General features: G+C 59.4%; 22 protein-coding genes. All 22 read right to left on the bottom strand.

Annotated features, from left to right (window positions below; all coding sequences use genetic code 11):
* Nucleotides 1-6 precede the first annotated feature (6 nt).
* Entirely contained in the window at nucleotides 7-1,017 is a 1,011-nt protein-coding gene (locus ACM5SV_RS11400; RefSeq protein ID WP_003547579.1) for a DNA-directed RNA polymerase subunit alpha, read from the bottom strand.
* Between the two features lie 97 nt (nucleotides 1,018-1,114).
* A complete protein-coding gene (gene rpsK / locus ACM5SV_RS11395) occupies nucleotides 1,115-1,504 on the bottom strand; it encodes a 30S ribosomal protein S11 (protein ID WP_003547577.1) in 390 nt (129 codons plus the stop codon).
* Nucleotides 1,505-1,637: 133 nt separating this feature from the next.
* Nucleotides 1,638-2,006: a 30S ribosomal protein S13 gene (gene rpsM / locus ACM5SV_RS11390; RefSeq protein ID WP_003547573.1), complete on the bottom strand. Its 369-nt coding sequence runs from the start codon at nucleotides 2,004-2,006 to the stop codon at nucleotides 1,638-1,640.
* Between the two features lie 221 nt (nucleotides 2,007-2,227).
* Nucleotides 2,228-2,878 carry an adenylate kinase gene (locus ACM5SV_RS11385; protein ID WP_012757023.1) on the bottom strand — a complete coding sequence of 217 codons (651 nt, stop codon included), beginning with the start codon at nucleotides 2,876-2,878 and terminating at the stop codon, nucleotides 2,228-2,230.
* Nucleotides 2,875-4,215 (bottom strand): preprotein translocase subunit SecY, encoded by a 1,341-nt coding sequence (gene secY / locus ACM5SV_RS11380; RefSeq protein ID WP_012757022.1) that lies wholly within the window; start codon nucleotides 4,213-4,215, stop codon nucleotides 2,875-2,877. The genes ACM5SV_RS11385 and secY overlap by 4 nt, the downstream gene beginning before the upstream one ends.
* 235 nt (nucleotides 4,216-4,450) lie before the next feature.
* Nucleotides 4,451-4,927, bottom strand: a complete 477-nt coding sequence (rplO, locus tag ACM5SV_RS11375; RefSeq protein WP_003547567.1) for a 50S ribosomal protein L15 — start codon at nucleotides 4,925-4,927, stop codon at nucleotides 4,451-4,453.
* Between the two features lie 16 nt (nucleotides 4,928-4,943).
* The gene (gene rpmD / locus ACM5SV_RS11370) at nucleotides 4,944-5,153 is read right to left on the bottom strand and encodes a 50S ribosomal protein L30 (RefSeq protein WP_003547566.1); all 210 of its coding nucleotides are present in this window, start codon (nucleotides 5,151-5,153) and stop codon (nucleotides 4,944-4,946) included.
* A gap of 14 nt (nucleotides 5,154-5,167) precedes the next feature.
* Nucleotides 5,168-5,737: a 30S ribosomal protein S5 gene (gene rpsE / locus ACM5SV_RS11365; protein WP_003547565.1), complete on the bottom strand. Its 570-nt coding sequence runs from the start codon at nucleotides 5,735-5,737 to the stop codon at nucleotides 5,168-5,170.
* A 131-nt stretch (nucleotides 5,738-5,868) separates the two neighbouring features.
* Nucleotides 5,869-6,231, bottom strand: coding sequence for a 50S ribosomal protein L18 (gene rplR, locus ACM5SV_RS11360; protein WP_003547564.1), 363 nt, complete (start codon nucleotides 6,229-6,231; stop codon nucleotides 5,869-5,871).
* Between the two features lie 12 nt (nucleotides 6,232-6,243).
* Nucleotides 6,244-6,777, bottom strand: a complete 534-nt coding sequence (rplF, locus tag ACM5SV_RS11355; protein ID WP_003547563.1) for a 50S ribosomal protein L6 — start codon at nucleotides 6,775-6,777, stop codon at nucleotides 6,244-6,246.
* A 42-nt stretch (nucleotides 6,778-6,819) separates the two neighbouring features.
* Nucleotides 6,820-7,218 (bottom strand): 30S ribosomal protein S8, encoded by a 399-nt coding sequence (rpsH, locus tag ACM5SV_RS11350; protein WP_003547562.1) that lies wholly within the window; start codon nucleotides 7,216-7,218, stop codon nucleotides 6,820-6,822.
* Between the two features lie 12 nt (nucleotides 7,219-7,230).
* Entirely contained in the window at nucleotides 7,231-7,536 is a 306-nt protein-coding gene (gene rpsN, locus ACM5SV_RS11345; protein ID WP_003547561.1) for a 30S ribosomal protein S14, read from the bottom strand.
* Between the two features lie 32 nt (nucleotides 7,537-7,568).
* Nucleotides 7,569-8,126, bottom strand: coding sequence for a 50S ribosomal protein L5 (gene rplE / locus ACM5SV_RS11340; RefSeq protein WP_003547560.1), 558 nt, complete (start codon nucleotides 8,124-8,126; stop codon nucleotides 7,569-7,571).
* Nucleotides 8,119-8,427, bottom strand: coding sequence for a 50S ribosomal protein L24 (gene rplX, locus ACM5SV_RS11335; protein WP_003547559.1), 309 nt, complete (start codon nucleotides 8,425-8,427; stop codon nucleotides 8,119-8,121). The genes rplE and rplX overlap by 8 nt, the downstream gene beginning before the upstream one ends.
* An 11-nt stretch (nucleotides 8,428-8,438) precedes the next feature.
* On the bottom strand, nucleotides 8,439-8,807 hold the full coding sequence (gene rplN / locus ACM5SV_RS11330) for a 50S ribosomal protein L14 (protein WP_003547558.1): 369 nt from the start codon (nucleotides 8,805-8,807) through the stop codon (nucleotides 8,439-8,441).
* Between the two features lie 258 nt (nucleotides 8,808-9,065).
* Nucleotides 9,066-9,305 (bottom strand): 30S ribosomal protein S17, encoded by a 240-nt coding sequence (gene rpsQ, locus ACM5SV_RS11325; RefSeq protein ID WP_003547557.1) that lies wholly within the window; start codon nucleotides 9,303-9,305, stop codon nucleotides 9,066-9,068.
* A 12-nt stretch (nucleotides 9,306-9,317) separates the two neighbouring features.
* On the bottom strand, nucleotides 9,318-9,518 hold the full coding sequence (gene rpmC, locus ACM5SV_RS11320; RefSeq protein WP_003558545.1) for a 50S ribosomal protein L29: 201 nt from the start codon (nucleotides 9,516-9,518) through the stop codon (nucleotides 9,318-9,320).
* A gap of 11 nt (nucleotides 9,519-9,529) precedes the next feature.
* Nucleotides 9,530-9,943 (bottom strand): 50S ribosomal protein L16, encoded by a 414-nt coding sequence (gene rplP / locus ACM5SV_RS11315; protein WP_003547555.1) that lies wholly within the window; start codon nucleotides 9,941-9,943, stop codon nucleotides 9,530-9,532.
* Between the two features lie 36 nt (nucleotides 9,944-9,979).
* Nucleotides 9,980-10,711: a 30S ribosomal protein S3 gene (gene rpsC, locus ACM5SV_RS11310; RefSeq protein ID WP_003547554.1), complete on the bottom strand. Its 732-nt coding sequence runs from the start codon at nucleotides 10,709-10,711 to the stop codon at nucleotides 9,980-9,982.
* Nucleotides 10,711-11,100, bottom strand: a complete 390-nt coding sequence (rplV, locus tag ACM5SV_RS11305; RefSeq protein WP_003547553.1) for a 50S ribosomal protein L22 — start codon at nucleotides 11,098-11,100, stop codon at nucleotides 10,711-10,713. The genes rpsC and rplV overlap by 1 nt, the downstream gene beginning before the upstream one ends.
* Before the next feature lie 2 nt (nucleotides 11,101-11,102).
* Entirely contained in the window at nucleotides 11,103-11,381 is a 279-nt protein-coding gene (rpsS, locus tag ACM5SV_RS11300) for a 30S ribosomal protein S19 (RefSeq protein WP_003547552.1), read from the bottom strand.
* A 15-nt stretch (nucleotides 11,382-11,396) separates the two neighbouring features.
* Nucleotides 11,397-12,233, bottom strand: coding sequence for a 50S ribosomal protein L2 (rplB, locus tag ACM5SV_RS11295; RefSeq protein ID WP_012757021.1), 837 nt, complete (start codon nucleotides 12,231-12,233; stop codon nucleotides 11,397-11,399).
* Nucleotides 12,234-12,242: the final 9 nt, after the last annotated feature.

The following is a 12,242-nucleotide window of genomic DNA, read 5'->3' as shown; positions in this document are numbered from 1 at the left end:
GTTTTTTCAGTATTGATCTTCGTAACGCTTGGCGAGATCTTCGATGTTCTCGGGCGGCCATGCCGGCACTTCCATGCCGAGGTGCAGGCCCATGGAAGCGAGAACTTCCTTGATTTCGTTCAGCGACTTGCGACCAAAATTCGGTGTGCGGAGCATTTCTGCTTCGGTCTTCTGAATGAGGTCGCCGATGTAGACGATGTTGTCGTTCTTCAGGCAGTTTGCCGAACGGACCGACAGCTCGAGTTCGTCCACCTTCTTCAGGAGAGCCGGGTTGAAAGCGAGTTCGGTGACTGCTTCCTCTTCGGTTTCCTTCTGCGGCTCGTCGAAGTTGACGAAGACGCCAAGCTGATCCTGGAGGATGCGCGCCGCAAAAGCGACGGCGTCTTCGCCGGTGATCGAGCCATCGGTTTCGATGGTCATGTTCAGCTTGTCGTAGTCGAGAACCTGTCCTTCGCGGGTATTTTCAACCTTGTAGGACACCTTCTTGACCGGCGAGTAGAGGCTGTCGACCGGGATGAGACCGATCGGAGCATCTTCCGCACGATTGCGTTCGGCCGGAACATAGCCCTTGCCGTTGTTGACGGTGAATTCCATGCGGATCTCGGCACCCTCGTCGAGCGTGCAGATGACATGCTCGGGGTTGAGGATTTCGATATCGCCGACCGTCTGAATGTCGCCAGCCGTGACAACGCCAGGGCCCTGCTTACGCACGACCATGCGCTTTGCATCGTCGCCATCCATCTTGATGGCGATTTCCTTGATGTTGAGCACGATGTCCGTGACGTCTTCGCGGACGCCCGGAATCGAGGAGAATTCATGCAGCACGCCATCGATCTGCACCGCCGTGACGGCAGCACCGCGCAGCGAGGAAAGCAGAACGCGGCGAAGCGCGTTGCCGAGGGTGAGGCCGAAGCCGCGCTCCAGCGGTTCGGCAACAAGCGTCGCCCTGGTGCGCGAGCTCGAGGAGAACTCCACCTTGTTCGGCTTGATCAGTTCCTGCCAGTTCTTCTGAATCATGAGTTTGCCTTCCGTTCGTTGCCACCATCCAATCGTGGCAACCGAGCTTGAAAACCACCGGGAGCGCGCAGGCGCTCACCGGTGACGAGAGCGATGATCAGACGCGGCGCTTCTTGCGCGGACGGCAGCCATTGTGCGGGATCGGGGTCACGTCGCGGATGGACGTGATCATGAAACCTGCAGCCTGGAGCGCGCGCAGAGCCGATTCACGACCCGAACCCGGACCGCAGACTTCGACTTCCAGCGACTTCATGCCGTGCTCCTGGGCCTTCTTGGCGCAGTCTTCGGCAGCGATCTGGGCAGCGAACGGGGTCGACTTGCGCGAGCCCTTGAAGCCCTTGGCGCCAGCCGACGACCAGGCGATCGCATTGCCCTGCGCATCGGTGATGGTGATCATCGTGTTGTTGAAGGTCGAGTTGACGTGAGCGACACCCGACGAGATATTCTTGCGCTCGCGACGGCGAACGCGGACGGCTTCCTTAGCCATGGTATTCCTTTCGTTGATCTCTTCACCGCCGTAATGCCAGCGGCTACACCGGAACGGCGCCTATATGGTCCCGCTCCAAACTCAAAAGAGGCCGGCGCAGACCGCCAGCCTCCCCACCCCGGTTTCCCGGAAATTACTTCTTCTTGCCAGCGATTGCCTTTGCCGGACCCTTGCGGGTGCGGGCATTGGTATGCGTGCGCTGACCGCGGACCGGAAGGCCGCGGCGATGACGCAGGCCGCGGTAGCAGCCGAGGTCCATCAGGCGCTTGATGTTCATCGCGGTATCGCGACGAAGATCGCCTTCGACCTGATAGTCGCGGTCGATAGCTTCACGGATCTGAAGGACTTCTGCGTCCGTCAGCTGATGCACACGGCGTTCAGCCGGGATACCGACCTTCTCGACGATTTCCTGTGCGAATTTCGAACCGATCCCGTGAATGTAGGTCAGCGCGATGACAACGCGCTTCGCAGTCGGGATGTTGACGCCAGCGATACGTGCCACGCCTATTCTCCTTGCATTCCAGTTGCCATCCGGCAAGTGGGCTTCGTTATGCGGTCTTGAGAACCGCCCGTTCAGATTTACGTCCGTAACATGTCAAAACGACCGCACCCGGACTTCCCTGGGAAATCCGCGCCGATCGCATGGAATGTCGCGAGTTGGCGCGGTGTTTAGCGGAATCACTGCTGAAAAGCAACCGTTCCGCCAAGTTTATTTTCAAAGCCTTAAAGCTTGGAAAGAATGCTTTCGACCTCGGCGGTCACCTGATCGATTTCTGCCATGCCGTCCACGGACTTGAGTTTGTCCTTGGCATGGTAATAGCCGATCAGCGGCGAGGTTTCCTTGTAGTAGACCTCGAGACGCTTGATCATGGTCTCGGCGTTGTCATCAGGACGGCGTTTGAAGTGAGTCGAACCGCACTTGTCGCAAACACCTTCCTTGGCCGGGAGCTTGTCAGTGTCATGATAGACAGTGCCGCACTGAACGCAGGTATATCGACCATCCACCCGACGGATGAGTTCCTTGTCGTCGACGCGAAACTCGATAACCACTGAGAGGTCAAGACCCTTGGACTTTAGCATCCCCTCGGTGGCATCGGCCTGCACGAGTGTGCGAGGAAAACCATCGAGAATGAAGCCGTTGGCGCAATCGGGCTGATCGATTCGCTCAGAGACGATGGCGATGACGATCTCATCAGAGACGAGTTTGCCGGCGTCCATGACCGCCTTGGCGCGTTTCCCCACCTCTGTGCCAGCTTCGGTAGCAGCACGCAGCATGTCTCCAGTGGAAAGCTGCGGAATGCCGTGCTTTTCCACGATCCGCTGGGCCTGGGTTCCCTTACCCGCGCCCGGCGGCCCCAAAAGGATAAGTCTCATCGCCCCCTCTTTCCTCCACGCAACTTCGATTTCTTGATCAGGCCTTCGTATTGCTGCGCGATCAGGTGACCCTGGATCTGTGCAACCGTATCAAGAGTTACGCTAACCACGATCAAAAGCGAAGTCCCACCAAGGGCTAATGGAATGCCGGTTTGCGACACCAGAATCTCTGGGAGGATGCAGACGAAGACGAGATAGAGCGCACCGATCACCGTGATTCGGGTCAGCACGTAGTCGATATATTCGGCGGTGCGCTCGCCCGGACGGATGCCGGGAATGAAGCCGCCATGCTTCTTCAGATTGTCGGCCGTGTCCTTCGGATTAAAGACGATGGCCGTATAGAAGAAGGCGAAGAAGGCGATCAGCGCGCCGTACAGCGCCATATAGAGCGGTTGACCGTGGCCGAGGGCCGCGACGATCGATGTCACCCAGGAGGGCATTGCCGAGGTGTTGGCGAAACCGGCGACCGTTGCCGGCAGCAGCAGCAGCGACGACGCGAAGATTGCCGGAATGACGCCTGACGTGTTCAACTTCAGCGGCAGATGCGAGGTATCGCCCTGGAACATCCGATTGCCAACCTGACGCTTCGGATACTGGATCAGCAGCCGGCGCTGGGCGCGCTCGACGAAGACGATGATGCCGATGACGGCGATCGCGACGATGATGACGAGCAGAATGAGGAAGGTCGACAGCGCCCCGGTGCGGCCGAGTTCAAGCGTGCCGGCAAGAGCTGTCGGAAGGCCGGCGGCGATGCCGGCGAAAATGATCAGCGAGATGCCGTTGCCGATGCCGCGCGAGGTGATCTGCTCACCGAGCCACATCAGGAACATCGTGCCGCCGAGCAGCGTCAGAACGGTGGAGACGCGGAAGAACCAGCCGGCCTCGACGACGAGGCCTTGGCCGCTTTCAAGGCCGGCGGCAATGCCATAGGCCTGGAGCGCACCGAGGATAACGGTACCATAGCGGGTATACTGGTTGATGATCTTACGGCCCTGCTCGCCTTCCTTCTTCAGGTTTTCGAGCGCCGGCACGACCGAGGTCATGAGCTGCACAATGATCGAAGCGGAGATATAGGGCATGATGCCGAGCGCAAAGATCGCCATGCGCTGAACAGCGCCGCCCGAGAACATGTTGAAAAGGCCGAGAATGCCGCCTGACTGGCCGCGGAAAGCCTGGGCATAGGCTTCAGGATTGAGGCCTGGAAGCGGAATATGCGTGCCGAGTCGATAGACGAGGAGAGCTGCCAGTGTGAACCACAAGCGCTTCTTCAAATCCTCGGCTTTGGCGAAGGTCGAAAAATTGAGGTTGGATGCCAATTGTTCCGCTGCAGAAGCCATGCGTTTCTCCGCGCTACCAATTCCGGCGTCTCTGGGGGACAGACCGGACCCGGAATCAGTATGAAATTATTCAAAACCGGGCTCAGGACGGATTGCGGCGCAACCCCTTGCCTCACCCTTGTTTTCGAGTCTTACCGGCATGACGCGGGCGCGCCAGCCAAGTTTTTGTGAGGCCCACATATGGGAGCAAAATCGCCCGGTGTGAAGCACTCCGGGCGATATATCATCAGATTATTTATTCGGCTGCAGCGGGAGCCGAAAGCAGCGTCACGGTGCCGCCGGCCTTTTCGATCTTCTCGACGGCAGGCTTGGAGGCGCCTGCAACGACGATGGTGATCTTGGCCTTGATCTCGCCGTCGGCGAGAACGCGAACGCCGTCCTTGACGCGGCGGATGACACCAGCAGCCTTGAGGGCAGCTGCGTCAACGGTCGTCTTGGCATCGAGCTTGCCGGCGTCGATCGCCGTCTGGATACGGGCCAGCGACACGACAACAAAATCGGAAGCGAAAATGTTGTTGAAGCCACGCTTCGGCAGGCGACGATAGATCGGCATCTGGCCGCCTTCGAAGCCGTTGATGGCGACGCCTGAACGGGACTTCTGACCCTTCACGCCGCGACCACCAGTCTTGCCCGAGCCCGAGCCGATACCGCGGCCGAGGCGCTTGCGGCTGTGGGTCGAGCCTTCGTTGTCCTTGATTTCATTGAGTTTCATGAGCGTTTCCTCCGTCTCACTTCTCGTCGACGACGCGAACGAGATGCTGGACAGCACGGATCATGCCACGAACGGAAGGAGTATCCTCCAGCGTGCGGCGACGGTGCATCTTGTTCAGTCCGAGACCGATCAGCGTGCGCTGCTGGACATCCGGACGGCGAATCGGGCTGCCGATCTGTTCGATCGTGACAGTCTTCGCTTCAGCCTTCTTAGTAGCCTTGGCCATCTGTCAAACTCCTCTTATTCTTCAGAGGCGTTGCCGGAGGCGCTACGACGAGCCTGCAGCGTTGCATACTTGATGCCGCGCTGAGCTGCGATGTCCTTCGGGTGAACCTGGTGCTTCAGAGCGTCGAAGGTGGCGCGAACCATGTTGTAGGGGTTCGACGAACCGGTCGACTTGGCGACGACGTCGTGCATGCCGAGTGTTTCGAATACGGCGCGCATCGGACCGCCCGCGATGATGCCGGTACCGACCTTGGCCGAGCGCAGCAGAACCTTGCCGGCGCCGTGGCGGCCGTGAACGTCGTGATGCAGCGTACGGCCGTCACGCAGCGGTACGAAGATCAGTTCGCGCTTAGCGGCTTCGGTTGCCTTGCGGATGGCTTCCGGTACTTCACGTGCCTTGCCATGGCCGAAGCCAACGCGGCCCTTCTGGTCGCCAACGACGACGAGTGCTGCAAAACCGAAACGACGGCCGCCCTTGACGACCTTGGCGACGCGGTTGATCGCGACAAGCTTGTCGACGAATTCGCTATCGCGCTCTTCACGGCTCTGGCGGTCGTCCCGCTGCGGCCTTCTTTCCTGTGCCATTGTCCTCTTCCTTTTTCTTTTCCGGGTGCAATCGGCAAACAAATGTGGACCGCATTAGCCTCCCCTTTCGGAGAGTGCCTGCGGTCCGGCGAAAATCCGGCCGGCGCTTGAGGCGTCCGGCCGGAAACTGATCAGAAGGTGAGACCGCCTTCGCGGGCCGCTTCGGCGAGAGCCTTGATGCGGCCGTGATAGATGAAGGCGCCACGGTCGAACACGACTTCCGTAACACCGGCCTTGGAGGCCCGCTCGGCGAGGAGCTTGCCCACAACGGTAGCGGCGGCGGTATCGGCACCGGTCTTCAGAGAACCGCGCAGATCCTTCTCGAGGGTGGAGGCAGACGCGAGCGTCTTGCCGGCCACGTCATCGATGACCTGGGCGTAGATGTTCTTCGAGGAGCGATGAACCGACAGGCGCGGACGGCCATTGGCCACCGACTTGAGATGACGGCGCACGCGGTTGGCACGACGTGCAAGTGCTTCTTTCCTGCTAGCCATTTCGCGTGATCCTTACTTCTTCTTGCCTTCTTTGCGGACGATCCGCTCGTCAGCGTACTTGACGCCCTTGCCCTTGTAGGGCTCGGGACCGCGATATTCGCGGATTTCGGCGGCAACCTGACCGACCTGCTGCTTGTTGATGCCGCTGACGACGATTTCCGTCGGCTTCGGAACAACGATCGAGATACCGACCGGCGGCTCGTAGATCACGTCGTGGCTGAAACCGAGGGCCAGCTGCAGGTTCTTGCCCTGCATGGCGGCGCGGTAACCGACGCCGTTGATTTCAAGCTTGCGCTCGAAACCGTCCTTGACGCCCTTGAAGATGCCTTCGATCATCGTGCGGGACATGCCCCACTTTGACCGCGCATCCTTAGTCTGGTTCACCGGCGTCACGACGACGGCGTTATTTTCAAGCTTGAGGCTGATTTCGTCGTTAGCAACGAAAAACAGCTCGCCCTTCGGGCCCTTTGCAGTCACCTTCTGGCCATCGACCGTAGCCGTGATCCCAGCAGGCACCTGAACGGGCTTTTTACCGATACGAGACATGTTTCAATCCTGTCTGTTCGCTATGGAGATCCCTGCCCAATCTTAGAAGACCGAGCAAAGAACCTCGCCACCAACGTTCTGTTCGCGAGCCTGGTGATCGGCCATCACACCCTTCGGAGTCGAAAGGATGGTGATGCCGAGACCGTTCGCGACCTGCGGAATGGACTTGACCGAGACATAAACCCGGCGGCCCGGCTTGGACACACGGCCGATCTCACGGATCACCGATGCGCCTTCATAATATTTCAGCTCGATGCTGAGTTCCGACTTGCCATTGCCGAAATCGACAACGGAATAGCCACGGATGTAGCCTTCGGACTGCAGAACATCGAGAACACGTGCACGGAGCTTCGAAGCAGGCGTCGAAACCGACGACTTGCGGCGAGAAGCACCGTTACGGATGCGAGTGAGCATATCGCCCAACGGATCAGTCATTGTCATGTAACCTGCTCCTTACCAGCTCGACTTGACGATACCCGGCACCTTGCCGAGATTGCCGAGTTCACGCAGCGCAATACGCGACATGCGCAGTTTGCGGTAATATGCGCGCGGACGCCCCGAAACTTCGCAACGGTTGCGAATACGGGTCTTCGATCCATCACGCGGCAGGGATGCCAGCTTGATCGAGGCCTTGAACCGCTCTTCGATCGGAAGAGCCTGGTTCATGATGATCGCCTTCAACCCAGCCCGCTTAGCGGCCTGGTTAGCGACCGTAGTACGGCGGCGCTTGTTCTTTTCAACTGCGCTTGTCTTCGCCATGTCAGGTTCCTTTTCTACGCTCGTCGTTACGGTTATTGACGGAACGGGAAGCTGAACTCTTTCAGAAGAGCCCGTGCCTCGTCGTCGGTCGTCGCCGTCGTGCAAACGATGATGTCCATGCCCCACATCTGATCAACCTTGTCGTAGTTGATCTCAGGGAACACAATGTGCTCCTTGATGCCCATGGCGAAGTTGCCACGGCCGTCAAAGCTTTTCGGGTTCAGGCCGCGGAAGTCGCGAACGCGCGGGAGCGCGATGTTCACGAGACGGTCCATGAACTCGTACATGCGGGCGCCGCGCAGGGTGACCTTGGCGCCGATCGGCATCTGTTCGCGGACCTTGAAGCCTGCGATAGAGTTACGTGCGCGGGTGATGACCGGCTTCTGGCCGGCAATCGCTGCGAGGTCGGCGGCAGCCACCGTCGGCTTCTTCGAGTCAGCGGTCGCTTCGCCGACACCCATGTTGATCACGATCTTGTCGAGCTTCGGGATCATCATCTCATTGGCGTAGGAGAACTGCTCCTGCAACGCCTTGCGGATGCGCTCGACATATTCCTTCTTGAGCCGCGGCTCATATTTTGCCTCAGCCATCGATCACTTCTCCAGAACGCTTGGCCACACGGACCTTCTTGCCGTCAACAACCTTGAAACCGACGCGGGTCGGCTTGCCATCCTTGTCGATGATTGCAACGTTGGACAGGTGAACCGGGGCTTCCTTGTTGATGATGCCGGCTTCCTGGGTCTGCGTCTGGCGCTGGTGGCGCTTGACGACGTTGACGCCACGAACAACGGCACGATCTTCCTTCGGCATGACCTGGACAACTTCGCCGGTACGGCCCTTGTCCTTGCCAGCGAGCATGACGACCTTGTCGCCCTTACGAATCTTCTGCATCGCTTCGCTCCTTACAGTACTTCGGGAGCCAGCGAGATGATCTTCATGTGGTTCTTGGCGCGAAGTTCGCGCGGAACCGGTCCGAAGATACGGGTGCCGATCGGCTCTTTCTTGTTGTCGATGAGGACTGCTGCGTTGGTGTCGAAGCGGATGACGGAGCCATCTGCACGACGGATGTCCTTGGCGGTGCGAACGACAACCGCCTTCATCACGTCACCCTTCTTCACACGGCCGCGCGGGATCGCTTCCTTGATCGAAACGACGATGACGTCGCCGATCGAGGCATACTTGCGCTTCGAGCCGCCCAGCACCTTGATGCACATGACACGACGTGCGCCGGAATTATCCGCGACGTCGAGGTTTGTTTGCATCTGAATCATATCAGGTCGCCTTCTTGGTTTACCGGAATGGTTGGGCTAGCCCCCTACTCCGGCTTATGAAAATTTTCGCCGGCCGAGCTGCCGTGAGGCAGCACAGACGCGGCAATAGCTGAATAGCGCGGGGTCGATCGTGCCAGGGTGGTTTCCCGAACGGGACCTTCCGTGCGCTCAAAGCAAAAGAACGCCCGGCATTCGAGCGTTCTGACGCTGCTTCATACAGATATTTCGGCGAGACGCAAGGCCTCGCGCAAAATTCTGTTACTTGCCCTGGGCGGAAATCACCGTCCAGCGCTTGTCCTTGGAGATGGGCGCGCATTCCTCGATGGATACGGTATCGCCGATCTTGTACTGGTTGTTCTCGTCGTGGGCCTTGTACTTCTTGGAACGACGAACGGTCTTCTGGAGCAGTGGGTGAGCGAAACGACGCTCGACACGAACCACTACCGTCTTCTCGTTCTTGTCGCCAACGACGACGCCCTGCAGGATGCGCTTCGGCATATTTTTCTTCCTTTAGGCCTTAACTTCTGCCGCCTTCTGGCGGGCAATGGTTTTCACGCGGGCGATGTCCTTGCGAACTTCGTTGATGCGCGAGGACTTTTCGAGCTGGCCGGTCGCCTTCTGAAAGCGCAGGTTGAACTGCTCCTTCTTCAGCTTGGCAAGCTCGTCCTTGAGTTGGTCGGCGGTGAACGCGCGAACGTCTGAGGCTTTCATGAGCTCATTCCTTACTCTGCAATGCGCTGAACGAAGCGCGTCTTGACCGAGAGCTTGGCAGAGCCGAGGCGAAGCGCCTCACGGGCGATTTCTTCGCTGACACCGTCGATCTCGAACATCATACGGCCGGGCTTGACCTTGCATGCCCAGTATTCAACGGAGCCCTTACCCTTACCCATACGGACTTCGGTCGGCTTTTTGGTTACCGGAACGTCCGGGAACACGCGGATCCATACACGGCCGGCGCGCTTCATATAACGCGTGATCGCGCGGCGGGCCGCTTCGATCTCGCGCGCGTTGACGCGGTTGGGTTCCTGTGCCTTCAGGCCGAATTCGCCGAATGCCAGGTCAGAACCGCCCTTGGCGACGCCCTTGATGCGGCCCTTGAACTGCTTGCGGTACTTGGTACGCTTTGGCTGCAACATTTTCTTATTCTCCGAACTTCTCTGCCACGCGCGCTATCAAGCGTTGTCGCGGCGACGGTCTCTGTCGCGGTCACGATCACGGCTTGCCGGACCCTGGGCGTCACCTTCCATCGCGCGGCGCTCGGAAGCCATCGGATCATGCTCAAGGATTTCGCCCTTGAAGATCCAGACCTTGATGCCGCAGATGCCGAAAGCGGTTTCTGCTTCAGCCGTGCCGTAGTCGATGTCTGCGCGCAGCGTGTGCAGCGGCACACGACCTTCGCGGTACCATTCCGTACGGGCGATTTCAGCGCCGCCGAGACGGCCGGCGCAGGTGATCTTGATGCCCTCGGCGCCAAGACGCATCGCGGACTGAACGGCGCGCTTCATAGCGCGGCGGAAAGCCACGCGACGCTCGAGCTGCTGGGCGATCGACTGAGCGACCAGCGTCGCATCGACTTCGGGCTTGCGCACTTCGACGATGTTGAGGTGCGTTTCCGAATTCGTCATCTCCGACAGCTTCTTGCGGAGCTTGTCGATGTCTGCGCCCTTGCGGCCGATGATCAGGCCCGGACGTGCCGAGTGGATCGTGACGCGGCACTTCTTGTGCGGACGCTCGATAACCACCTTGGAGATCCCGGCCTGCTTCAGTTCGCTCATGACGAACTTGCGCATCTTCAGGTCTTCGTGCAGCAGTTGGCCGTACTCGGCATTGTCCGCAAACCAGCGGCTATCCCAGGTACGGTTGATGCCGAGGCGGAAACCGATTGGATTGATTTTCTGACCCATTATGCGGCCTCCTCTGCTGCCTGCACTTCACGAACCACGATCGTCAGGTGCGCGAAGGGCTTTTCAATGCGCGACGCGCGACCGCGGCCACGAGCGTGGAAACGCTTCATGACGATCGACTTGCCGACATAGGCCTCGGCGACAACCAGCGAGTCGACGTCGAGATCGTGGTTGTTCTCGGCGTTGGCAATCGCAGATTCAAGCGTCTTCTTGACGGCGCCTGCGATGCGCTTGCGGGAGAACTCCAGCTCCGCGAGTGCGCGCTCGACCTTCTTGCCGCGGATAGCCGCAGCAACCAGGTTGAGCTTCTGGGGGCTGACGCGGAGCGTGCGGGCGACTGCTTGCGCCTCGTTGTCCTTCAGCCGGCGTTCGGCTTTTGCCTTGCCCATTGTTACTTCCTCTTCGCCTTCTTGTCCGCGCCGTGACCGTAGTAGGTGCGGGTCGGAGAGAATTCACCGAATTTGTGACCGACCATGTCTTCATTGACGCTGACCGGGATATGCTTGCTGCCGTTGTAGACGCCGAAGGTGAGACCGACGAACTGCGGCAGGATCGTGGAGCGGCGGCTCCAGATCTTGATCACTTCACTGCGACCGCCTTCACGAACCTTCTCAGCCTTCTTGAGAAGATAGCCGTCAACGAACGGACCTTTCCATACTGAACGAGCCATTGGAGACTTCCTCTCTTACTTCTTACGCTGATGACGCGAGCGCATGATCATCTTGTCGGTCGACTTGTTCGACCGGGTGCGCTTGCCCTTGGTCGGCTTGCCCCACGGTGTCACCGGATGGCGACCACCGGAGGTGCGGCCTTCGCCACCGCCGTGCGGATGGTCGACCGGGTTCATGACGACACCGCGGTTATGCGGGCGCTTGCCGCGCCAAACGGTACGACCGGCCTTGCCGTCGTTGATGTTGGCGTGATCAGGGTTGGAGACGGCGCCGATCGAAGCAAGGCAGGAGCCATGAACGAGACGCTGTTCACCGGAGTTCAGGCGAAGGATCGCCATGCCCTGGTCGCGGCCGACGAGCTGTGCGTAGCCACCGGCGGAGCGAGCGATCTGACCACCCTTACCCGGCTTCATTTCCACATTGTGGATGATGGAGCCGACCGGGATGAACTGCAGCGGCATGGTGTTGCCGGGCTTGACGTCGACAGCCTTCTCGGAAGCGATGACCTTGTCACCGGCAGCGAGGCGCTGAGGAGCGATGATATAAGCCTTCTCGCCGTCAGCATAGTTCACCAACGCGATGAAAGCCGTGCGGTTCGGATCGTATTCGATACGCTCGACCGTGCCTTCGACGTCGAACTTGCGACGCTTGAAGTCGATCAGACGATAGGTGCGCTTGTGACCCCCGCCGATGAAGCGGGCGGTGATGCGACCGAGGTTGTTACGACCGCCGCTCTTGGTCAGACCTTCCGTCAGCGCCTTGACCGGCTTGCCCTTGTAGAGGGCCGAGCGGTCGACGATGACCAGCTGGCGCTGGCTCGGGGTGATCGGATTGAAAGTTTTCAATGCCATTTTCTTATA

The sequence above is a fragment of the Rhizobium sp. CRRU65 genome, assembly GCF_048551595.1.
Lineage (GTDB): Bacteria > Pseudomonadota > Alphaproteobacteria > Rhizobiales > Rhizobiaceae > Rhizobium > Rhizobium leguminosarum_J.
This window is presented reverse-complemented; position numbering and strand designations above follow the sequence as displayed.